Source organism: Acinetobacter calcoaceticus (genome assembly GCF_016508255.1).
Lineage (GTDB): Bacteria > Pseudomonadota > Gammaproteobacteria > Pseudomonadales > Moraxellaceae > Acinetobacter > Acinetobacter calcoaceticus_E.
Genome location: NZ_JADVKT010000008.1, coordinates 45,892 through 67,901, shown reverse-complemented (window position 1 = coordinate 67,901; position 22,010 = coordinate 45,892). Strand labels below are relative to the sequence as shown.

Here is a 22,010-nt window from a genome sequence, read left to right as displayed (position 1 = left end):
TAGAAATTGAGATTGATATATGTCAGATGATCAAAACAAACCGGAACAAACGCCTGCTCAGGCACCTGTTAACGAGCCTGCGCCTGCAAGTAAACTGATTCCAACAAAACACTCAACCCTATTATGGATGTTGGGTGTTCTTATTGTCGGTATCTTAGTGATTTTATGGGCATGGCGAATTGGACCTTTTGCAACGAGCGTTCAGCAAACTGACAATAGTTATGTCAAAGGTAAAACCACAATTTTATCATCACAAATTAATGGCTACGTTAAAGATGTATTAGTTAAAGACTTTGACCATGTCAAAAAGGGTCAGGTGCTCATGCATATTGATGCAACCACTTACGACCAAAAAGTAACTCAAGCAGCTTCTGGGGTTGAACAAGCTAAAAATACATTAGCTAATCAAACTCAATCAATTGCTCAGAAACAAGCTGATATTGTGGCAGCCCAAGCCAAAGTAGATCAAGCTAAAGCTCAATATGAACTCTCTTTAGCACAACTTAGACGCTATCAGCAGTTAGGCAATAGTGGAGCAGCATCTAAATCTGAACAAGATAAAGCCGCGGCAGATGCGGAAAATAACCTTGCAGCGCTTAAACAGGCAGAAGCCAATGTGTTAGTTGCAAATGAAGCGCTTAAAACAGCACAAGTTGCAGAAGCTGGCTTAGAAGCACAAGTTTCAAGTGCCAAAGCACAATTAGACCAAGCACAAACCACTAAAGACTATAGCGTTATAGTTGCTCCGATGGATGGTCAACTTGGTGAAGTGAACCCTCGTATTGGGCAATATGTAGCAGCAGGGTCACAATTACTCTATCTCATTCCACAACAAACTTGGGTGATTGCCAATTTCAAAGAAACCCAAATTGCCAATATGCGGATTGGCCAAAAGGCATGGTTTACAGTCGATGCTATGCAACACAAAAAATTTACAGGACATGTTGAGCAGATCTCACCTGCTGCGGGTTCCGAGTTCAGTGTGTTAAAACCTGACAATGCAACAGGAAACTTTACCAAAGTGGTTCAACGGATTGCTGTACGCATCACCATTGACCCAAATCAGGAAGGAATGGAACATTTACGTCCAGGTATGTCAGTAGTTACTTCTGTCGATACAAATTCGTAAACAGCTTTTTAAAGTTCTATTTTAAAAGTTACAATGTGATCAATCATTATTTCCTCAATTTCTAATGTTTGATCACATTGCTCAATCAGTTCCTTATCAACATATTCAATTACCCTATCCCCTGCATCTCGACATTAAGCGGTTAGACTTAATTCACCCTCAAATCTCGGGTAATAAATTTTTCAAACTAAAATACAATTTGCTTGCCGCAAAACAAAAAGAGTTATCACGCGTTTTGACTTTTGGTGGGGCTTATTCAAATCACATTGCCGCAACTGCGTATGCAGCTCATCTTTTTGGCTTTAAAAGTGTAGGCATTATTCGTGGAGAAGAATTAGCTAGCAAACCTCTCAATGCAACTTTAGCAAAAGCTCAAAGTTTAGGAATGCATTTACATTTTGTATCGCGCTCTGAATACCGTTTAAAAGATGATGAAAAGTATCTTCAACATCTGCACAAGCAATTTCCTGAAACTTTCATTATTCCTGAAGGCGGCTCTAATGAGCTAGCAGTACAAGGATGTCAGGAAATTCTCAGCCAAAGTGATTTGCAAAACTATGATGTCATTTGCTGTGCAGTCGGAACTGGAGGAACTATTTCAGGACTGATTGAACGAAGTGCACCACATCAAAAGGTTTTAGGATTTTCAGCATTAAAAGGCGACTTTCTACAACAAGAGATTCAGCAATGGACTAAAAAACAGAATTGGTCACTGACAGATGCCTACTGCTGTGGTGGTTACGCTAAAACTTCACCTGAGCTATTCGCATTTATCCAAAATTTTGAAGAGCAATACGTTGTACCACTTGAACCGATCTATACTGGCAAAATGATGTTCGGTCTGTTTGACCTTATAAAAAATAATTACTTCGCTGAAAATTCCCGTATTTTAGTGATTCATTCTGGTGGCTTACAGGCTGATATAAGAAAGAAATTAAAGTAATGCTTCTTTAATTTCTTAGATGAGCTTGCCTGCCATGGCAGTAAATGACTTTGGCATGAGTAGGTGTTGGCATGGTAGTATATGCCCCTTTTTAATTTTCACGATTAATCGAGAATCTCTTATGTCTAACAGTCATGTCGATGTCATTGTCTTAGGTGCAGGCGCTTCTGGACTCATGTTGGCCGCACATGCTGCTAAACGAGGCCGCTCGGTTTTAATTTTGGAAAAAGCCAATAAAATTGGTAAAAAGATTTTAATGTCAGGTGGCGGTAAGTGTAACTTTACCAACCTCTATGTAGAGCCTGATAACTATATTTCTCATAATCCACACTTCGTTATTTCGGCCCTGTCACGTTATAGCAACTGGGACTTTATCGGTTTGGTGTGTGATTATAAAATTGCCTATGAAGAACGTAAACATGGGCAATTATTTACGCTAAACGGCGCTAAAGAAATTTTAGAAATGCTGGTGAGTGAGTGTAATAAAACTAAACATGTGGATATTCAAACCCATTGCGAAGTTGGACAAATTACACCCTTGGAAAAAGGTGGGTTTTCACTAAACACCAATCAAGGACATTACACTTGTGATTCTTTAGTGATTGCTACAGGCGGCTTATCTATTCCAACTCTCGGTGGTTCTGGTTTTGGCTATGAACTGGCACAGAAGTTTGGACATCAGGTTTTTCCAACTCGTGCAGGCCTAGTTCCCTTTACCTTTTCCGATCACATTAAAGAAGTAACCACACGCTTAAGCGGGAATGCCTTAGATGTGACTTTAAGCAACTCAAAAAATAGCTTTACTGAAGCATTATTATTTACCCATCGTGGCTTGAGTGGACCAAGTTCTTTGCAGCTTTCTAATTATTGGAACAGCGGAGAAAGTTTTAAAATTGACTTTTTCCCAAGCCAAGATCTAGGAACTTATTTAAAAGATAAAAAGAAAACGCAGCCTAAAGTTTTATTACGTACCCTTCTTAATGAGTTTACTGCCAAAAGTATCATCCAAGAGTTACAACAACTCATATGGACAGAACAGAGCGAAATAGCGATTGGTAATATCAGTGATGCACAGCTAGATCATATTGCCGAGCAGTTACATGGTTTTGCAGTTAAACCATCTGGAACAGAAGGATATCGTACCGCTGAAGTGACTTTAGGCGGCATAGATACAACAGAAGTATCTTCCAAAACCATGGAAAGTAAAAAGCAGAAAGGACTGTTTTTTGTTGGCGAAGTACTCGATGTGACTGGCCATTTAGGAGGTTATAACTTCCAGTGGGCGTGGTCTTCTGCCTATGCTGCTGCCCAATATGTATAAGTTTAATTTGAGTTTTTCGAACTATTTGAAGCGTTTTGGGCATCTTGTGGCTGAGAGGTAGCCTGTTTTGAGCTTTCCGACTTACTAAATACAAATTTATAAGCGCTTGCTAAAAAACCTACCGTAATTCCGGCAATGACAATCGGTGCTAAAAAACGACCTGGTTTCTTCATCGTATTTTCCTCACTTATTTGTTTTTATAACGGCCAAAAAAGAACGACCACTCAATATAGAGTGGTCGAACTTATCACAAAAATCAAAGATTTTTTGTACTGTTTATCTGAAATTTAATTTAATTCCTTTAAATTTCATCATTTTCGCCCGTAGAACCAAACGGCTTATTCACTGGGGGATGCGCTGGATTCACCTGTACAGAATCTGCTGGTTTTGCATCAGATGAAACTGTTGAAGGTGGAGTCGTTGGCGTAGATGTAGGTCTGGCTGGAGCCGTACTACTCGTACTAGAAGGTGGTTGATAAAGAGGATTTGGTTGATTCGCTTCTTTTTTAGCTTTATCTAGCAAATCAGTCAAAAGTCGTTCTGCTGGTTGGCGACCACCTAAACCGAATGCAAGAGCGAAAGCCACTGCAACCGCACCTAGAGTCAGACCAAATGCAAGATTAACGATTGAATCCGCAATACCCATCGCTCTTAAACCAAGCGCAAGTACTAGACCAATAATTAAGACACGAACTAAACTACCTAACCAACGCGAGCTATTATATTCACCACGTTGAACCACATTCGCTACAATATTAGCTAGCCAGAAACCAATCACTAGAATTACAGCACCCAATAGAATGTTTGCACCGAAATGGATGAACATTGCAATTAGACCACTGATTTGATCAAAACCAAGACGATTCGCTGCTTCAGATACTGCAAAAAGCATGGTAAAGAATACGATTAGACAACCGACAGCACTAGATACTTTAGTTTGACCTAGAAAACGTTGTACATCTAATTTAGCAGGAATTTCATCAACACCCGTTCCAGCAATTAACTCTGCAACCAAACGTCCAACAAAACGAGAAACAATATAAGCAACCAGTAAAATTAAGCCAGCCGCAATAATGTTTGGAATTGCCTGTAAGATCTCATTCAGCATTGCTGTCGCTGGCTGAGAAATTGTCTGAATGCCTAAAGCTTCAAACGCTACAATCAATGTGGTAATGATAATGATGGCAAAAACAAATGAACCTAAGAATTTGCCTACATTAGAGCTTTTAAAAAGACCAATTTTTTCCGCTTGAGCTTGAACACCTAAGCTATTAATTAAGCCTTCAACAATACCGCGTACAATTTTTGCCAAGATATAACCAACAAAAACGATAACGCCAGCAATAAAGATATTTGGTAAGAAGGCAATTGCCTCATTCACCATATTCTGCACAGGAATAAGTAAGCCTGTTAACCCTAAGATTGAAAGAACAATCGGAAGGAAAAGTAACAATACAAGCCAGTAAAGAATTTCACCAATATTTTGACTAATTCCCCCTACACCTACTTCACTACTGAGTTTGTCATCGAGTTGCGTTCTCGAGAGCACATTAGTAATCCCTGCCCGCACCAGTCGAGCAACGATCCAACCAATAAAACCCACCACCGCAGCAGCAATAATATTTGGAATATAGACGAGTACCTGATTCACCATATTACTGAACGGGCCACTCACTCCACTAATGTTGAGCACATTTAAAGCAGCAACAACAGCAAGAATCAGAATAAACCAGAATATGACTTTAGAGACGAGGCCTTCTATATTTGGAGCACGTCCTGTAGCCGAAGATAATTTGGCATTGGTATTTAATTTTTGCAGAAGTTTTTTTACACCCGCCGCAACCAATAAAGCGATTATCCAGCCCACCAGTAAGATGACAATTGCAGCTAAAATAGGATGAAACTGATCCCAGTAATACATCGCGTCAAACTGAGCGCCGCGAGGCCCATTAAAAAATTCATTCATATTGTTATGTCCTCAATTGTTATGTTCTTTTCAGTGTTATCAGTAAATGAAAAACACCAGTTCGTTGTAAAAAATGACGATAAATGCGGTCTATGTCACCTTATGTTTTGAATATTTTTCAATCAACATACTTCTGCATAAATACAACAAATTGATGCAAAAGATTGCAAAAAAAGCCTTTAGGTCACATCCCAAAGGCTTTTTATCACGATATACTGGTGGGCTTACTATCCTTTGTAAGTTTTCAAATCAGAAGTACTCATCATGACATGTGGTGCAGTCTCATTTTGAAATGCTCCTTCTTGTTTAGGAGTCTGGTTGTGGTCAGCAACCATATAGACAATAAGCGCAAGAAGAAAAAGCCCAACAATAATTAAAATATAAACTGGCAATCTTCTTTTTTTCGCAGTTTCTTCAGGACTCGTCACATGAGGTGGTTTTGAAAAATCATGCATCTTCTTTCCCCTCTTCTATTATCATTAACTTTATATTCATCATAGCAATTTGCTTTGTTGCATTGTGTGAAAAAGCATTATGCGAAGGTGTCTGTGATTGCAAAACTCTACTTTTAAAATAATAAAAATAGTATAAAATTTGCACACATTAATTTAGACAATCAAAAATAATTTCTAGTTATTCACGAACTTCGTCTATGTCCCATTTGTAATACAATATGTTTTAGCGCTTACTTTTTAGAAAATAGGCTATAATAAGCCCCCTTGTTTTAAAGCTGCTCTATTTTATGATGTATCGTCAGCAAAACGTAACTCTTGATCTCGACACTGACGTCACACATCAATGTTATCTACACCAGACAAGAGATGAACATCTCATTGGTATTATTGAATTTAATAAACCAAGTTATGAACTCAAATGGGGTGATTTAGAGTATTTTCGTCGTCGCACTGAAGAGTTTTCAGTCATGCCATTTCCTGACTGCATTAACGCGATGATTGTTGATATTCGTAATATCAATATTTTTTTGGACAATGAAGTTCCGATTTTACCTTGGCGTCTACTTGAAGAAGATTGTCCTGTTCGCTTAGTTGTTCCCCAAGACCGTTTAGAACATTATGCAGGCCTTTTTGAACCTACTTGGCTTTCAAGCGACGTAGACAGTGCAATTGCAGAAATTCGTGAATTTATGGATATGTTTGTCCATTAATAAACATATCCATAAAAATAATTTTAAAGTTCTTTTAATTGTCGTTTGTTACCAGTAATTTTCTACTGCAATATTCCCCTCACCTCGACGATTCATCGTCAAACCACGGCGTTTTAAAGCCTCTTTCGTATCATCCACCATTTCTGGGTTTCCACAAAGCATGACATGGCTTGTTGCAGGGCTCAATTCTATACCAGCAACTTTTTCTAATTCACCGTTTTCAATCAAAACTGGTAAACGGTCATGTAGCTGCGCTGATGGGTCACGAGTGATAATTGGAATAAATTTAAAACCGACGTGCCCTTCTCCAAAGGTTTCAGCAATCTCTTGAATACGATCGACATAAGCTAACTCAGCTGCAGTACGTACACTGTAAACCAAATTGATCTTTTGATATTTAGACCATGTGTCGAAGTCTTGTAGCATCGACAAAAACGGAGCCAAACCTGTACCCGTTGCTAATAACCATAAATCATGCGGTAAAGGCTGTTGATAGCGAGCTAAAGTAAGATAACCATAAGGTATTTTTTCTAAATAAAGCTCGTCTCCTACCCTCAAATATTGAAGATTTGATGTAAATGCACCATCAGGTACCACAATCGAGAAAAATTCTAGCGTTTCATCAAATGGAGAAGACACCACCGAATAGGCACGAACAACAAGTTCCTCTCCAACTTTCAATCCAATACGTGCAAACTGCCCAGCGGTGAATTTAAAATGTGCAGGGCGGGTCATAGTGAAACTGAAAAGAGTTGGTGTCCAGCGGTGTACAGATAAAACTTTTTCTACGCTAAATTTTTCAATTGACATGATTTCAACGTGGCATGAAATAGTGCGCTCATGTTAGCATGACAGCCGAAATAATGAATACTTTTAAACGTTAAGGCTTTTTAAACATGCGCATGACATTACGCCAGTTGGCTGTTTTTGTAGCAGTCGCTCAAGAAGGAACTGTCACCAAAGCCAGTGATGCGGTCAGACTGACGCAAAGTGCAGCAAGTATGGCTTTAGCCGATTTAGAGGATGGTCTTGGTGCTCCTCTATTTGACCGTTTAGGTAAACGACTACAACTTAATGATCTTGGTCGCTTTTTATTGCCACAAGCGCTAGAAATATTAGGTCGCTGTGAAGCTTTTGAGCAAGCTGCAAAAGGTGAGTTACAAAGCATTGATTTACGTATTGGGGCAACTCTAACGATCAGTGATTACCTCATGCCAGATTTAATGGCGAACTTTTTACAACATCACCCTAAAGCACATTTGCAATTACAGGTAGGCAACACACGCCAAATGATTGAAGCAGTCAATCAGTTTCAGCTTGATTTAGCACTAATTGAAGGCTCATGTCACCTACCTCAACTCCAATGTATTCACTGGCGAGATGATGAGCTTGCAGTATGCTGCTCCCCTAGTCACCCTCTAGCACGTTTAAACCGACCTTTAACTGCACACGATTTTTATCAAGCCGAATGGATTTTACGTGAGGAAGGTTCGGGAACTCGTGAAGTGTTTGATAATGCTATTTTGCAAGACCTACCAGACGCAAATATTCGCCTAACCCTCGGTCACAATGAAGCAATCTTGAAAATCGTTGCAGGTGGTTTAGGAATGTCTTGTATCTCTAAACTCGCTATTGAACCTTTAATTGAAAAAGGACAACTCGTTATTTTAGATACGCCATTCTGGCAACTGACTCGCCCGCTTTACATGTTGGTACACCGTCAAAAATATCAAGGCCCTGGCCTCAAAGCATTTTTACAATTCTGTGAAGATCAGATTTAAAACCTGATCTTCTAGTGCCATCTTGAGTCATTCTCACATGGCTCACCATCAAGATCGCCATCCATTTTAGTGTTTGGGCAATTTCGTACGAACCAACGTGCTTCTTCTAAAGAGCTCATTTGGGTACAGTACATCCGACCATCACAATGAAAAGCTAATGTTTCATGATTTACCCGTTCTGGGACTTTTTCTGATGTAAGTGCTAAAGCCTTTTTCGTTCTTTCAGAAAGTTGAACATCTGGTAATTTACCCAAAGCTGCACGCTGTGCTTCAACAATTTGTTTTTGTTGCTGTATTAATAGTTGCACTTTTTCTTGTGAAGCACGTTGCTGAACCTGCTGATGAGAGCGTAATCCCATAAAAGTAACAGATGCAACAATAACCAAAATACCAACAATAAATAGACTTATATACTCACTTGAATTTAGCTTGGATTTGCCGCGTTTAATTTTTCCCCGTTGTAACATACATCCCCATTCTTTTCATTTTATTATTTATTGCTTAAGAAGATTAAGGGAAGCTAACACCTCCCTTAATTTTGTATTACTTACTCATTCCACACGCAATCACAAATCTTCTCTGCTGGCCTCATAAACTCAGTACCAAGATAGCGCTGAAGATTGAGAACACGATTAGCGTCGGAAATGTGATAACAACTCTGTTGTAATCGCTTTATTATGATCGGTGATTTGAGTTTTTTTGGTTTTAGACGGATTAGGATCGATACGCTCAATCTTTACAGCCTTAAATTTCCCCTGATTATCTACAGCAAGAAATTTCACTTTTTCATTTCTTTTCGGTTCCCCTTCCGATGCAGGAAAATCCGAAATATGAAAGAAAATATCTCCCTCAGCCGTGCCAATAAAACCAAATCCTTTTTCAGGATCATATTGTTTAACTTTTCCGGTATAAAATTCTTGCTTCATGATCTTTATCCTACTTTTCCAATACTGTCATTACAGCAGAAAATTAAAAAGAGACTTTCAATCCGCCCTCAAAACACTACGGTTTGATTAAGTCTCTTTTTATCGTTATTTCAAAAATTAGTCTTTTTGGACACTACCAAAAATTTTATCGCCGGCATCACCTAAACCAGGAACAATATATCCTTGTTCATTTAAGCCATTATCAATAGATGCTGTATAAATCAGTACATCTGGATGAGCTGCTTCAACTTTAGCAACGCCTTCTGGAGCAGCAACTAGCACCATAACACGTATATCTTTACAGCCACTCGCCTTTAGTACATCAATGGCAGCAACTAATGAGTTACCAGTTGCCAACATTGGATCGATAATCATTGCAAGACGATTAGCGACATCTGGAACCAATTTTTTATAATAAGTGCGAACTTCTAATGTTTCTTCATTACGCTCAAGACCTAAAACACTCACTTTTGCACTTGGGATTAAATTAAGTACGCCATCTAGCATACCAATGCCTGCACGTAAAATCGGTACAACCGTTATTTTTTTACCAGCAATACGCTGTGTAGTAACGGTTCCAGCCCATCCATCAATTTCACAATCCACAACTGGTAAATCTTTTGTTGCTTCATAAGTCAACAACATAGTCACTTCCTGAGCAAGCTCACGGAAATTTTTAGTACTGATGTCAGAACGACGCAACAAACCTAATTTATGACGAATAAGTGGGTGACGAATTTCTTGAATGGCCACAGATGTTACCTAAAAATATAAAAACGTATTTATTATAATCTTTTTTTAATGCCCAATAAAAAAAAGCCTCCAGATTTGGAGGCTTTTTTGTACACTAGAATTATTGTTGTTGTGAAAGCATGAAATGTAATGGAGATAAAATTTCTGCTTTTAATGCCAAATTAATCATTGGATCTGGGTAAACACCCAAAATAATAACTAATGCAGCAGCAGCCAATACCATTAAACCACCTACTTTTTGACCCCAATGAGCATCTGCATCAATACGAGGAGTCTCTGGTGGAGTCATATACATGACAACCATCACACGTAAGTAATAGTACAAACCAATACCACTACCCACAATAACCATTGCAGCCAAGAACCAGTGTTGAGTTGTTACAGCAGCCATTACCACCAAGAACTTACCAATGAAGCCTGCTGTTAATGGAATACCAGCCAAAGATAACATCATGACTGTTAAAGTTGCTGTAAGTACCGGACGACGCCAGAACAAACCACGGTAGTCGGCAAGACTTTGTGCTTCATCTACGTTGTTATATGGGCTAGACATTAACGCTACCGCACCAAAAGCACCGATAGTTGTTAATACATAAGACACCACATATACAGTTACACTACCCAAGCTCGCATAAGTCATGCTAATTAAAGCAATTAACAAATAACCAAAATGAGCAATAGATGAATAACCAAGAATACGTTTTAAGTTAACTTGACGAACAGCGAGTAAGTTACCAACTAAAATCGACAATACAGCAATGATTGTCAAAATAGTGACTAACGAATCCACCATAATTGCGCCTGAAGCAAGCATATAGCGCACGAACAAACCAATTGTTGCAACTTTAGCAGCGGTTGCCAAGAAAGTTGCCATTGGCGCTGGTGCACCTGCATATACATCTGGTGTCCATTTATGGAACGGCGCAAGCGATAATTTAAATGCAACAGCAAAGATAATGAGTGCTAAACCTAATAACACCATTGGCTGTTTGATTGCACCAAATAACGCCTGTACAGAATCATAGAATGAAAGTGAACCAGTATATGCATAGATATATGCCATACCCATCAACAGCATTGCAGAAGCTGTCGCTGAAAGTACAAGATATTTAATACCAGCTTCAAGTGAACTACTACGTTGATAAGTATAAGCAAGTAAGCCATATACAGGGATCGACATTAACTCAAGGCTAATGAAGAACGATGCATAGTGAGAACTTGCAACCATCAACATTGCACCTGCTACTGAAGCAAGTAACAAAAGATAGAGCTCTTCGCGGTTGTCTTTATAGGTTTCGATGTAAGCGTGAGACAAAGTACAACAAGCCAACGCCGCGATCAAAATCATAAATTGATAGAACATGGTAAATGGATCAACCATAAACATGCCCATCACATTTGCCGGTACAAACTTACCGCCAAATACTTCAAATAAAATATAAAGTGCAGCGAGGTTTAAACCAACAACAGAAGTTGTTGCGATTAAATTATGATTACGCTTAATTGAAATTAACAGCATGACGACGACTGTTGTCAAAGCAACAATCATCACAGGAGCTAAAGGCATAAGCGTAGCGAATGATACTGTGAAGTTCATGATTATTGGATCTCCACATGGTCAAGTTGAGTAGCTGTTTGCTGAACAGTTTCAACGACTTCTTGAACTGGCACATAACTATTGACAAACCACTGCATGCTTGAATGAGATACATCCAAGAATGTTTGTGGGTAGATACCAAGCCAAACGAGACCAATCGCACAAATCATCAAAATACCAACTTCACGAGCAGATAAGTCTTTTAGTGGACTAGTGTAGTGTTGCTTTTGTTCAGGATTTGGTTCACCAAATAAAGTACGGTGAATCAAAATCAAGCCATATAAGCCTGCAAATACAAGGCTGATAGAAGCAAGAATCGTGAATACAGGATATTTATTAAATGAACCCATCAAGATCAGGAATTCACCAATAAAGTTACCTAAACCTGGCACACCAACAAGAGCAGCAACGAAGAACATCAAGAAAAATGGCAAGTACTGAAGTTGGCCACGAAGACCACCCATTAAACGCAAGTCACGTGTATGTAAACGTTCGTAGATTTGACCAGACATAATGAACAATGCAGCTGATGACAAACCATGTGCCAACATCATGATCATTAGACCTTGGAAGGTCAAAATGTTACCTGCGTAGATTGCAAGTAAAATAAAGCCCATGTGTGAAATCGACGTATACGCAAGTAAACGTTTCATGTCAGTTTGCTGGTAAGCACACCATGCGCCGTAGAAAATACCAATCAAACCGAAAATAATCGCAATATCTGCAAACTGTGCAGAAGCTGCTGGGAAGAATGGAATAACAAAACGAAGCAAGCCATACGCAGCTGTTTTAATCAAGATACCCGCTAAGTCTACAGAACCTGCTGTAGGTGCTTGAGCATGCGCATCTGGCAACCAACCATGTAATGGGAATACTGGTAACTTCACCGCAAAACCGATGAAGAAACAGATCATGAAACCATACGCTAAGCTAGGCGGTAAGTGGTTAGCTACAGCTAATAAATAGTTGTAATCAAAACCGATCATTCCGGTCATCATGTAGCCATAAACTACAAGACCAAGAATACCGATTAACATCACTAAACCAGCGATTTGCGTGTAAAGGAAGAACTTAGTAGCTGCGTAAACACGTGAACGACCGTTTGAACCTTTATGACCCCATAACGCAATCAGGAAGTAGATTGGTACAAGCATCATCTCCCAGAAGAAGAAGAACAAGAACAGGTCAATCGCTAAGAATACACCGATAACGCCACCTAAACTCCATAAGAGGTTTAAATGGAAGAAACCAACATTCTTTTGAATTTCGCCCCATGAACAACCAACAGCAAGCACACCAAGTAATGCTGTTAATAACACCATGAGTAAAGATAAGCCATCTACAGCAAGGTGGATGCCGATACCGAGGGATTGAATCCACGGTAAATAGAACTCAGCAGACCAAGTTGGGATTTTTGAACCCATCTCATAGCTATAAGTTCCATTTTGCCAAAGTGCAAGACCTAAGCCCAAAGTAATGAGCATACCAATTAAGGCAATCCAACGTGGCAAAGTTTTGTCGAGCTTATCGACTAACCAACAAATAAAACCAGCAATGAACGGAACAAGAATCAGCGCGGGTAAAATTAAATTGTTTTCCATTTTATTTCCCCACTACCTGAATAACGATCAAGATCATCAATAACACCACTACACCGAGTGACATACTTGATGCGTATTCACGCAATGAACCGGTTTGACGTGAGCTTGTAAAACTATTTCCGCCTTTCACAAGTGCAGGAAGAACTAACCACAAACTGTCAATCGGGTCACGGCCAAAGATTTTGGCGAAGAATAAATAAGGTTTAACAAAAACGATGTCATACAATGCATCAAAACCAAAAGCGGTACGGCAAATATGTGCCAAACCTGAACCCAAACTTGTTTGAGCAAATGATTTCACTGCACCATAAGCAAATGTAAATAATGCTATACCAACAACTAGACCCACTAGCGCAATTCCTACTGCTAAATGCTCTGCCCCATGCATGCCTTCTACAAATTGTTCAGCTACATGGAATTCAGGAATTTTTGCAGTATTCAGAATACCAGCTACAGGTGCTTTTAATACGGCACCAACAAAAGTAGACAGTACAGCTAAAATACCCAATGGAGCCCAGTAAGTTGCGCCTTTAATTTCATGGTAAGGCGTGTTTTCTTGACCAAAGAATACAACCCAGATTAAACGGAATGTATAGATTGAAGTCAGGAATGCACCTGCTACACCCACCCAATATAAGGTGTGGTATAGAGCAACTGATTGACCTTGTACCCAAACTTCACCAAGAATCGCATCTTTAGAGAAGAAGCCAATCGTCAAGAATGGAATAGCTGCTAATGCACCGCCACCAATCGCGAAACAAGCAAATAGGAATTTGTTACGTTTGAACAAACCACCCATTTTGAAGATGTTTTGCTCGTGATGGTAAGCAAGAATCACCGCACCAGAAGACAAGAACAATAAAGCTTTGAAGAATGCGTGAGCCAACATGTGGAACAAGCCAGCTTGATAAGCTTCCGCACCTACAGCCATAAACATATAACCAAGCTGACTCATTGTTGAGTAAGCCAAGATACGTTTGATGTCTGTTTGAACAAGTGCAGCAAAACCTGCAACTAACAAAGTCACGGCGCCTGTTACCGAAATGAATTGCATCACTTCAGGCGCAAGTTCAAATACACTAAATAGACGGCAGCATAAATACACACCAGCCGTTACCATTGTTGCTGCGTGGATTAATGCAGAAACAGGTGTTGGACCTGCCATCGCGTCTGCTAACCATGTTTGCAATGGAATTTGAGCAGATTTACCAGCAGCACCCAAGAACAACATTAATGCAGTCCAGATGGTAAGTGACGAACTCTTCGTCATTACTTCTGCTGCATGTTCAACGATGTACTGAGTATTAAGCGTACCAAATTGTTGGTAAAGCAAGAATAAAGCGATCAGTAAGAATACATCACCTACGCGGGTAACTGTAAATGCTTTGATCGCAGCCCAACCATTTGCAGGGTTTGCATAATAGAAACCGATAAGCAAATAAGAGCAAAGACCTACGCCTTCCCAACCTAAGAATAACAACGCCAAGTTGTCACCCAGTACAAGCACAAGCATGCTGGCAACAAACAGGTTGAAATAAGAGAAGAAACGCGCATAACCTTCTTCACCACGCATGTACCATGATGCAAAGATGTGGATTAGGAAACCAACACCTGTAACCATGCCCATCATGAGTAAAGATAAGCCATCTAAATGTAAGCTAATGCCCGGTGCAAAACCACCAACATTGAACCATGTCCACAGGTTTTGAACAAAAACTTGCTGACCACTAGTAGTAAATGCCATTCCAGCAATCAGTGCAAATAATGCAGATAAACCTACAGAACCCACACCAATAATTGCTGCAACGTTTTCAGAGAGCTTGTCTCGTCCTGCCGCCAATAAAATAAAACCGATTAGCGGAAATAATACTGTTAGATATAAATAACTCATCCGCGCATCTCACTAGCAGCATCCACATCCAAATGATGGAAGCGATGATAGAACTGAAGGACAATCGCAAGACCGATACATGCCTCTGCTGCCGCAAGGGTCAAAATCAGAATGAACATCACTTGTCCATCTGGTTGTGCCCATACGCTACCCGCAAGAACAAATGCCAATGCAGCAGCATTCATCATGACCTCAAGGCTCATTAACATAAATAATAGGTTGCGTCGCACCATTACACCGTAAAAACCGAGTGCAAAAAGGATGGTTGCAACAATCAAACCATGTTCTAAAGGAATCTGGCCCATTATTCTTTTTCCTCTTCTGCACCTGGTTCACGTTTACCTAAGTGGTATGCTGCAACAAGGGCTGCTAGCAATAACATCGCGGCAACTTCAACCAATAGTAAATAGTGAGTAAAGAGTGCTTGACCAACTACTTTTGGTCCAATCACTTGTGCCCCAAGTGGTGCTGAAATTGTGGTGTATTCACCACCAAGCATCCAAACCAAAAGCAAGCCGAGTAAGAAACTCATGAGTGCTGGATATGCCCAAGCATCTGAAGAAAGCCATTTACGTTCTTGTTCTACAGTGTGTTGACCTAAATTTAGCATCATCACCACGAAGACAAACAGAACCATAATTGCTCCGGCATAAACAATGATTTCAAGAGCACCTGCAAAAGGCGCCCCCACGATCATGAAAATACCAGCAACAGCAAGCAATGAAACAATTAGACTAAGTAAAGCGTGTACAGGGTTCGTGTTAGTCACTACACGAACCGTAGAAACGATGGCCACGAGTGCCATCAAATAAAACGGCCACATCATGGTAATAGACTCCGTACATCGATTGGTGCACTTTCTTTTTGCGCCTGACCTTTCTCTTTACCGTTAATTGCCATACCAGCTACACGGTAGAAGTTGTAGTCTGGGTATTTACCCGGACCTGAAATGAGTAAGTTTTCTTTCTCATAAACCAAGTCTTGACGTACATATTCACCAAGTTCGAAATCTGGTGTCATCTGAATCGCAGTTGTTGGACAAGCTTCTTCACACATACCGCAGAAAATACAGCGTGAAAAGTTGATGCGGAAAAATTCCGGATACCAACGTCCATCTTCTGTTTCTGCTTTTTGTAATGAGATACAGCCAACCGGACACGCAACCGCACATAGGTTACATGCCACACAACGCTCTTCCCCATCTGGGTCACGCGTCAACACAATACGACCACGAAAGCGTGGCGGCACAATCTGTTCAGCCGGTACTTCTGGATATAAAATCGTGTCACGTTTACGCGTTACATGGCTAAATACCATAAATAACGAACGTACAATCGATCCGAATCCAGCTAGAAATTTATACATTTTGTACTCCCTGCTGTCCTAGGCCTGATTCATCAGAATCACAGCACCAGTCACTAACAAGTTGACCAACGCCAATGGCAAACAAATTTTCCAACCAAAGTTCATGACTTGGTCATAACGTGGACGCATTAAAGAACCACGAGCCAAAACAAACATCATTACAAAGAATGCTGTTTTAATCACAAACCAGAATACTGGCGGAACAAATGGAATTTCTAAATTGAATGGTGCTAACCAGCCACCGAAGAATAAAGTCACGATCAATGCAGAAATAAGTACTACGTTGACATATTCAGCAACGAAGAACATACCCCATTTCATACCACCATATTCAACATGGTAACCTTCAGCCAATTCTTGTTCTGCTTCTGGTTGGTCAAATGGATGACGGTGAGTTACCGCGACACCAGCAACCACAAAAATTAAGAAACCTAAGAATTGTGGAATAACGAACCAAACATCGCGTTGTGCTTCAACAATTTCACGAAGGTTAAATGAGCCTGCAATTGCAACCACACCCATCAATGAGATACCCAAGAACACTTCGTAAGAAATGGTTTGAGCAGCTGAACGTAAACCACCAAGCAATGAGTATTTGTTATTTGAAGCCCAGCCACCAAATAATACTGCATAGACTGCAATACCAGCCATTGCCATGAAGAACAACAAACCGATACTCATATCGGCAACACCCAGTGAAGGACTCACCGGGATTACCATGAATGAAAGAACCGCTGTTGCCATTGCAACAGCTGGTGCTAAACGGAATGTAAGTTTGTCAGCAAATTTTGGTGTCCAGTCTTCTTTGAACATGATCTTGAGCATGTCGGCAACGATCTGGAACATACCACCAGGACCAACACGGTTTGGACCATAACGGTCTTGCCACCAAGCAAGCAAACGACGTTCAATAAAAGACATCAACGCTGCAACTAAAACAACAACAAGCAAAATCACAACTGCTTGAACTACAGCGTAGGCAATTGGCCAGTTCTCAGCCCAAAGTGGCGTTTGACGTATAATTTCTTGATTCATGAATTACACTCCTAAAGCCACTGAAACAGGCTCAGCTAGTGACACCATTGGTGCTAAACCAACTGGGTAACCAATATAACCTGTAGGTAAATATTCAATTACTTGTACAGGCAAGCTCACACTGGTTTCACCTGCTTTTACTGTAATACGTTGACCATCTTGAAGGTTCAAACGAGTTGCATCTTGTTCACCCACTGCAAACATCGCTTCTGGAATACGAGTTTCCATTGCAGGTGTTTTAATTGTGAATTCACCTGAACCAAAAATATGATGCATTGGTACTAAGCGGAAACTTTCAGGGTTTGCAACTACAGGCACTGGAGCAACATAGCTACGTGCAGGACGTTTTGCTAAGCGATCAAATAAACGAACACCAGAATCACCACCTTTTAAGTGACCACCCACTTCATCTTGGTATTTGTTCCAAGATTGCGGAGAGTTCCAGCCCGGAGCCCACGCAAATGGTACTAATGATGATGCTTTTTGCGGACCAACATAACCTTCCATTGAGAATGTTAATGCTGAATCTAGATCGGTAGGCTGTTTAGGTTCATGAACTGATAACGGCGCACGCATTGCAGTACGGCCTGAATAACGACGTGGTTCACGTGCAATTTTCAAACCATGTACACGGTAACCTGCATCAGGTGCCACATCTTGAATAGCTTCAAGTACTGGTACATTTCTTACGATGCTTTCAATTACATCATCAAGCAATGTCCAATCTACAGCCTTACCTTTAATGCCAGTTTCAATGGCATGTAACCAACGCCATGATTCTTTAATTGCATATTCAGGTTTGTAGTAACTTGGATCGTAAACTTGGTAGAAACGTTGTGCACGACCTTCTTGGCTTACAACAGTACCGTCACCTTCAGCAAAGCTTGCTGCTGAAAGTACAATATCAGCCTGTTTCACAGTTTCAGTTTCACTGTGATCAAGTACAATTACTGTTTCAGCTTTATCTAGTGCAGCTTTTACTTGAGCAGCAGGTAAGCGACGGAACAAGTCATTTTCAACAATAACAAGTGTGTCGTAGTCTTGAGCAAATGCTTGTTCAAGGCTTAAGCCACCAAACAATGCCAAGCCCATAGAGTTCACTTCAGGAACTACAAGACTTAAACCAGCTTTAGCACCTAAGTTCTGAGTCAACTCAGTCGCAGCTTCCATAATAGAAGCATCTTGCAAACTTGTGCCTGCAATGATTAATGGTTTGTTTGCTGCTTTTAAAGTGTCAGCAATGGTTTGAGCAAATGCTTTTGCATCGTCATCTAAACCATTTACTACATCACCTTTCACTGCTGCTGCTACGGCAAAGCCTAAACGTGCAATGTCATTTGGAGAAGCAACAACTTCACCAGTTGCAACGTCGGCAAGACGAGTCTGAGTTGCAGCCAAGATATAGATCGGAGATTTTGCTTCTTGTCCAATACGTTGTACAGGTTCAGCCAACCAGTCTGGGGTACGCGCTTTTGCAGCCATTTCGCGAGCTTTGTTTTTCGCAGCTTGGCGAACAGACAAAGCCATACGTGGTGCAGTTTGAGTCAGGTCTTCACCTAAAATCAGAACAGCATCATAGCTTTCAATTTCACGCATGTTCGGGTTGTAAATACCCTCGGTTTGCATGATAGATGCAGCAAGTTCAACAAGGTTTTGCTCTTTTTGCGCAACACCAGTTGAGTAATTTGCCTGACCTACAAGCTCACGTAATGCGTAGTTTGATTCCAAGCTTGCGCGTGGAGAACCAATACCCAAAACTTTTTTGCCTTGAAGCTTCGCAATCGTTTGATCTAGAGCTTGATCGACAGAAACAGTTGCAACAGTTTCACCGTTACGGAACTGAGGCTGACGTGGACGGTCTGCACGGTTTACATAACCTGTGCCAAAACGACCTTTATCACAAAGGAAGTATTGGTTAACTGAACCATTGAAACGGTTTTCTACGCGACGGATTTCACCATAACGTTCACCCGGAGAAATGTTACAACCAGAAGAACAGCCTTGACACACGCTTGGTGCATACTGCATGTCCCACTTACGGTTATAACGCTCTGAATGAGTCTTATCAGTGAATACACCTGTTGGACATACTTCAGTCAAGTTACCTGAGAATTCAGATTCTAAAGTACCTGATTCTGGACGACCAAAGTAAACACGAGATGCATTGGCATATACACCAAAATCTGTACCGCCAGCGTAGTCTTTGTAGTAACGAACACAACGATAACAAGCAATACAACGGTTCATTTCATGTGCAATGAATGAGCCGAGTTCTTGGTTGTAATGCGTACGTTTTGTAAAGCGATAACGACGACGGTCATGACCAGTCATCACAGTCATATCTTGTAAATGACAGTGACCACCCTCTTCACAGACTGGACAGTCGTGTGGGTGATTCGTCATCAAAAATTCAACAATAGATGCACGGAAATCCGTTGCTTCTTTGTCTTCAATTGAGATATAGGTATTGTCAGATGCTGGTGTCATGCATGACATGACCAAACGACCACGCGTATCTTCTGGATTCGCATATTGCGTAACAGCACATTGACGGCAAGAACCAACCGAACCTAAGGATGGATGCCAACAAAAATATGGGATGTCGATGCCCAGACTCAAACATGCTTGTAGCAAGTTTTCCGAGCCGTTGACTTCATACGATTTTCCATCGACATGAATTGTAGCCATAGTCGAATTCCTTAAGCTTGTTCTACGTTGCTGGTTTGCACGACAGGACGAGTCGTCACTTTCGCTTCAAACTCACCACGGAAATGTTTTAGTGCGCCCATAAGCGGCTCCATCGCACCTGGTGCGTGGGCACAGAAAGTTTTACCGATCCATAATTTACGAGTCAATTCTTGTAAATGGTCGATATCTTCTTTCTTACCTTCGCCTGCTTCAAGTGCTTTAAGCGCTTTAACAGCCCATGGCAAACCATCACGACATGGTGTACAGAAACCACATGATTCACGCGCAAAGAATTCTTCTAAGTTACGAGTGAGTGATACCATGCACTGTGTTTCATCTACGACCATCAATAAACATGTTCCCAAACGAGAACCTGCTTTCATAATCGTGTCTGCATCCATTGGTAAATCAATGGTATCTGCTGGTAAAAAGTCAGTTGAAGCACCGCCCGGTAACCATGCTTTGAGCTTTAAGCCTTCTCGCATACCACCAGCATGATCTTCAATCACTTCACGTGCAGTTGTACCAAATGGCAATTCCCAAAGACCCGGGAATTTTACTTTTCCTGACGCACCATAAATCTTAGTGCCTGGGTCTTTTGATTTACCTGCTGATAGGCCGATATACCACTCTGGACCACGAAGCATAATTGCTGGCAAGTTGTTATAAGTTTCAACGTTGTTCACAATTGTTGGACGGCCCCATGCCCCTGCAACTTGCGGGAACGGTGGCTTAGTACGAGGGTTAGCACGACGGCCTTCAAGCGAGTTAATCAATGCAGTTTCTTCACCACAGATATAACGCCCTGCACCCGTATGTACATGCAACTCAAAATTCCAGCCAGAATCTAAAATATTTTCGCCTAAATAACCTTTAGCACGAATCTGTTCTAGGGCTTCATTTAGATATTGAGCTGCCTCGATGTATTCACCACGGATAAAGATATAACCATGAGTTGCCTCTAAGGTATAACCCGCAATTAACATCCCTTCGATCAATTGATGTGGAAGTTTTTCCATCAACAAACGGTCTTTAAAAGTACCGGGTTCCATTTCGTCGGCATTACAGATCAAATAACGTGGACCACCATCATTTGGTGCCATTAATGACCATTTAATACCCGCGGGGAAACCCGCACCACCACGACCTTTTACGGTTGCAGCTTTAATGACATCTAACACTTCAGCAGGTTTCATGCCTAATGCTTTTTTAAAGCCAGCATAACCTTCAAGTGCTTCGTAATCATCAGCACCACGAACTTCGTCACGTTTACTTAAACGCCAAGTTAGTGGGTGAGTTTCTGGATTACCGTCGCCATAAATTGGTTTTGGTTCAGTATTCATACATACTTCTCCAATAACTGTTTGACCGATGTCACTTCAACTAAACCGTGAGTATCTTCATCAATCATTAAAGTTGGGCCTTTGTCACAGTTGCCTAGACAGCAAATTGGAAGCAGCGTAAAACGACCATCTGCTGTCGTTTGACCAAACTGAATACCTAATTCGCGTTGGAATGCTTCAGCAAGTGTTTCAGCACCCATCAAGAAGCAAGCAATTGAGTCACAAAGCAAAATTACGTGACGACCTACCGGTTGGCGATAGATACGGTTGTAAAATGTTGCAACACCTTCCAAATCAGCAACACTCATCGACAATAACTGTGCGATGGCATTCATTTGAGCGTCATCTACCCAACCATTACGGCGCTGTACACACTTCAATGCATCCAAAGAGGCTGCACGAGGGTATGGATAGTGACCAATGTGATGTTCGATATCGTGAATTTCTTCCGCAGTCAAAATTCCTTCAACATTCACACGTGGCTTTTTATCAGTCAAAATCATCAT

The 22,010-nt window shown here is 40.8% G+C and carries 22 protein-coding genes; 5 read left to right on the top strand and 17 right to left on the bottom strand.

The features are described 5' to 3' along the window. The first annotated feature begins 19 nt into the window (after nt 1-19). The 3 genes from I5515_RS14675 (at nt 20) to I5515_RS14665 (ending at nt 3,393) form a co-directional block, all read left to right on the top strand. On the top strand, nt 20-1,129 hold the full coding sequence (locus I5515_RS14675) for an HlyD family secretion protein (protein ID WP_199968127.1): 1,110 nt from the start codon (nt 20-22) through the stop codon (nt 1,127-1,129). A gap of 64 nt (nt 1,130-1,193) precedes the next feature. Continuing rightward, nucleotides 1,194-2,072 (top strand): 1-aminocyclopropane-1-carboxylate deaminase/D-cysteine desulfhydrase, encoded by an 879-nt coding sequence (locus I5515_RS14670; protein WP_199968126.1) that lies wholly within the window; start codon nt 1,194-1,196, stop codon nt 2,070-2,072. 121 nt (nt 2,073-2,193) lie between these two features. Beyond that, nucleotides 2,194-3,393, top strand: a complete 1,200-nt coding sequence (locus I5515_RS14665) for an NAD(P)/FAD-dependent oxidoreductase (protein ID WP_199968125.1) — start codon at nt 2,194-2,196, stop codon at nt 3,391-3,393. 2 nt (nt 3,394-3,395) lie between these two features. Here I5515_RS14665 and I5515_RS14660 read toward each other — a convergent pair whose 3' ends face one another. The 3 genes from I5515_RS14660 to I5515_RS14650 all read right to left on the bottom strand — a co-directional run bounded on the left by I5515_RS14660 (nt 3,396) and on the right by I5515_RS14650 (nt 5,814). Next, entirely contained in the window at nt 3,396-3,566 is a 171-nt protein-coding gene (locus I5515_RS14660; RefSeq protein WP_075431236.1) for a hypothetical protein, read from the bottom strand. Between the two features lie 128 nt (nt 3,567-3,694). Next, on the bottom strand, nt 3,695-5,359 hold the full coding sequence (locus I5515_RS14655; RefSeq protein ID WP_199968124.1) for a mechanosensitive ion channel: 1,665 nt from the start codon (nt 5,357-5,359) through the stop codon (nt 3,695-3,697). 227 nt (nt 5,360-5,586) lie between these two features. Beyond that, nucleotides 5,587-5,814 (bottom strand): hypothetical protein, encoded by a 228-nt coding sequence (locus I5515_RS14650; protein ID WP_199968123.1) that lies wholly within the window; start codon nt 5,812-5,814, stop codon nt 5,587-5,589. 290 nt (nt 5,815-6,104) lie between these two features. Between I5515_RS14650 and I5515_RS14645 the strand changes: the two genes are divergently transcribed. Next, nucleotides 6,105-6,524, top strand: coding sequence for a hypothetical protein (locus I5515_RS14645; RefSeq protein ID WP_009393815.1), 420 nt, complete (start codon nt 6,105-6,107; stop codon nt 6,522-6,524). A gap of 48 nt (nt 6,525-6,572) precedes the next feature. Here I5515_RS14645 and I5515_RS14640 read toward each other — a convergent pair whose 3' ends face one another. After that, the gene (locus tag I5515_RS14640) at nt 6,573-7,334 is read right to left on the bottom strand and encodes a ferredoxin--NADP reductase (protein WP_199968122.1); all 762 of its coding nucleotides are present in this window, start codon (nt 7,332-7,334) and stop codon (nt 6,573-6,575) included. An 86-nt stretch (nt 7,335-7,420) separates the two neighbouring features. On the opposite strand from I5515_RS14640, the gene gigC reads away from it, so the two are divergent. Further along, a complete protein-coding gene (gigC, locus tag I5515_RS14635) occupies nt 7,421-8,305 on the top strand; it encodes a LysR family transcriptional regulator (RefSeq protein ID WP_199968120.1) in 885 nt (294 codons plus the stop codon). An 11-nt stretch (nt 8,306-8,316) separates the two neighbouring features. Here the strand turns inward: gigC and I5515_RS14630 are convergent, their stop codons facing one another. The 13 genes from I5515_RS14630 to nuoE all read right to left on the bottom strand — a co-directional run bounded on the left by I5515_RS14630 (nt 8,317) and on the right by nuoE (nt 22,010). Continuing rightward, on the bottom strand, nt 8,317-8,772 hold the full coding sequence (locus I5515_RS14630; RefSeq protein ID WP_199968118.1) for an excalibur calcium-binding domain-containing protein: 456 nt from the start codon (nt 8,770-8,772) through the stop codon (nt 8,317-8,319). A gap of 165 nt (nt 8,773-8,937) precedes the next feature. Continuing rightward, nucleotides 8,938-9,231, bottom strand: a complete 294-nt coding sequence (locus tag I5515_RS14625) for a cold shock domain-containing protein (protein WP_199968116.1) — start codon at nt 9,229-9,231, stop codon at nt 8,938-8,940. A gap of 117 nt (nt 9,232-9,348) precedes the next feature. Continuing rightward, nucleotides 9,349-9,984 (bottom strand): uracil phosphoribosyltransferase, encoded by a 636-nt coding sequence (gene upp / locus I5515_RS14620; protein WP_199968114.1) that lies wholly within the window; start codon nt 9,982-9,984, stop codon nt 9,349-9,351. Between the two features lie 100 nt (nt 9,985-10,084). Continuing rightward, nucleotides 10,085-11,581, bottom strand: a complete 1,497-nt coding sequence (gene nuoN / locus I5515_RS14615) for an NADH-quinone oxidoreductase subunit NuoN (protein ID WP_199968112.1) — start codon at nt 11,579-11,581, stop codon at nt 10,085-10,087. Between the two features lie 2 nt (nt 11,582-11,583). Continuing rightward, complete coding sequence (gene nuoM / locus I5515_RS14610) at nt 11,584-13,182, bottom strand: NADH-quinone oxidoreductase subunit M (RefSeq protein WP_199968110.1); 1,599 nt, start codon at nt 13,180-13,182, stop codon at nt 11,584-11,586. Between the two features lies 1 nt (nt 13,183). Beyond that, the gene (gene nuoL, locus I5515_RS14605; protein WP_004794316.1) at nt 13,184-15,073 is read right to left on the bottom strand and encodes an NADH-quinone oxidoreductase subunit L; all 1,890 of its coding nucleotides are present in this window, start codon (nt 15,071-15,073) and stop codon (nt 13,184-13,186) included. Beyond that, on the bottom strand, nt 15,070-15,378 hold the full coding sequence (nuoK, locus tag I5515_RS14600; RefSeq protein ID WP_003653467.1) for an NADH-quinone oxidoreductase subunit NuoK: 309 nt from the start codon (nt 15,376-15,378) through the stop codon (nt 15,070-15,072). The genes nuoL and nuoK overlap by 4 nt, the downstream gene beginning before the upstream one ends. Continuing rightward, complete coding sequence (nuoJ, locus tag I5515_RS14595) at nt 15,378-15,896, bottom strand: NADH-quinone oxidoreductase subunit J (RefSeq protein WP_014205902.1); 519 nt, start codon at nt 15,894-15,896, stop codon at nt 15,378-15,380. The genes nuoK and nuoJ overlap by 1 nt, the downstream gene beginning before the upstream one ends. Continuing rightward, nucleotides 15,896-16,438, bottom strand: a complete 543-nt coding sequence (gene nuoI / locus I5515_RS14590) for an NADH-quinone oxidoreductase subunit NuoI (protein WP_003653469.1) — start codon at nt 16,436-16,438, stop codon at nt 15,896-15,898. Before nuoI ends, nuoJ begins: the two co-directional genes overlap by 1 nt. Before the next feature lie 18 nt (nt 16,439-16,456). Beyond that, entirely contained in the window at nt 16,457-17,473 is a 1,017-nt protein-coding gene (gene nuoH, locus I5515_RS14585; protein ID WP_004703499.1) for an NADH-quinone oxidoreductase subunit NuoH, read from the bottom strand. Nucleotides 17,474-17,476: 3 nt separating this feature from the next. Then, nucleotides 17,477-20,161: an NADH-quinone oxidoreductase subunit NuoG gene (gene nuoG / locus I5515_RS14580; RefSeq protein ID WP_199968109.1), complete on the bottom strand. Its 2,685-nt coding sequence runs from the start codon at nt 20,159-20,161 to the stop codon at nt 17,477-17,479. Nucleotides 20,162-20,172: 11 nt separating this feature from the next. Further along, on the bottom strand, nt 20,173-21,504 hold the full coding sequence (gene nuoF / locus I5515_RS14575) for an NADH-quinone oxidoreductase subunit NuoF (RefSeq protein WP_199968108.1): 1,332 nt from the start codon (nt 21,502-21,504) through the stop codon (nt 20,173-20,175). Next, the gene (nuoE, locus tag I5515_RS14570) at nt 21,501-22,010 is read right to left on the bottom strand and encodes an NADH-quinone oxidoreductase subunit NuoE (RefSeq protein WP_199968106.1); all 510 of its coding nucleotides are present in this window, start codon (nt 22,008-22,010) and stop codon (nt 21,501-21,503) included. The genes nuoF and nuoE overlap by 4 nt, the downstream gene beginning before the upstream one ends.

Coding starts and splice junctions, on each gene's coding strand:
- I5515_RS14675 (WP_199968127.1), top strand. CDS start 20: ATGTCAGATGATCAAAACAAACCGGAACAAACGCCTGCTCAGGCACCT.
- I5515_RS14670 (WP_199968126.1), top strand. CDS start 1,194: ATGTTTGATCACATTGCTCAATCAGTTCCTTATCAACATATTCAATTA.
- I5515_RS14665 (WP_199968125.1), top strand. CDS start 2,194: ATGTCTAACAGTCATGTCGATGTCATTGTCTTAGGTGCAGGCGCTTCT.
- I5515_RS14660 (WP_075431236.1), bottom strand. CDS start 3,566: ATGAAGAAACCAGGTCGTTTTTTAGCACCGATTGTCATTGCCGGAATT.
- I5515_RS14655 (WP_199968124.1), bottom strand. CDS start 5,359: ATGAATGAATTTTTTAATGGGCCTCGCGGCGCTCAGTTTGACGCGATG.
- I5515_RS14650 (WP_199968123.1), bottom strand. CDS start 5,814: ATGCATGATTTTTCAAAACCACCTCATGTGACGAGTCCTGAAGAAACT.
- I5515_RS14645 (WP_009393815.1), top strand. CDS start 6,105: ATGTATCGTCAGCAAAACGTAACTCTTGATCTCGACACTGACGTCACA.
- I5515_RS14640 (WP_199968122.1), bottom strand. CDS start 7,334: ATGTCAATTGAAAAATTTAGCGTAGAAAAAGTTTTATCTGTACACCGC.
- gigC (WP_199968120.1), top strand. CDS start 7,421: ATGCGCATGACATTACGCCAGTTGGCTGTTTTTGTAGCAGTCGCTCAA.
- I5515_RS14630 (WP_199968118.1), bottom strand. CDS start 8,772: ATGTTACAACGGGGAAAAATTAAACGCGGCAAATCCAAGCTAAATTCA.
- I5515_RS14625 (WP_199968116.1), bottom strand. CDS start 9,231: ATGAAGCAAGAATTTTATACCGGAAAAGTTAAACAATATGATCCTGAA.
- nuoN (WP_199968112.1), bottom strand. CDS start 11,581: ATGAACTTCACAGTATCATTCGCTACGCTTATGCCTTTAGCTCCTGTG.
- nuoM (WP_199968110.1), bottom strand. CDS start 13,182: ATGGAAAACAATTTAATTTTACCCGCGCTGATTCTTGTTCCGTTCATT.
- nuoL (WP_004794316.1), bottom strand. CDS start 15,073: ATGAGTTATTTATATCTAACAGTATTATTTCCGCTAATCGGTTTTATT.
- nuoK (WP_003653467.1), bottom strand. CDS start 15,378: ATGGGCCAGATTCCTTTAGAACATGGTTTGATTGTTGCAACCATCCTT.
- nuoJ (WP_014205902.1), bottom strand. CDS start 15,896: ATGTGGCCGTTTTATTTGATGGCACTCGTGGCCATCGTTTCTACGGTT.
- nuoI (WP_003653469.1), bottom strand. CDS start 16,438: ATGTATAAATTTCTAGCTGGATTCGGATCGATTGTACGTTCGTTATTT.
- nuoH (WP_004703499.1), bottom strand. CDS start 17,473: ATGAATCAAGAAATTATACGTCAAACGCCACTTTGGGCTGAGAACTGG.
- nuoG (WP_199968109.1), bottom strand. CDS start 20,161: ATGGCTACAATTCATGTCGATGGAAAATCGTATGAAGTCAACGGCTCG.
- nuoF (WP_199968108.1), bottom strand. CDS start 21,504: ATGAATACTGAACCAAAACCAATTTATGGCGACGGTAATCCAGAAACT.
- nuoE (WP_199968106.1), bottom strand. CDS start 22,010: ATGATGATTTTGACTGATAAAAAGCCACGTGTGAATGTTGAAGGAATT.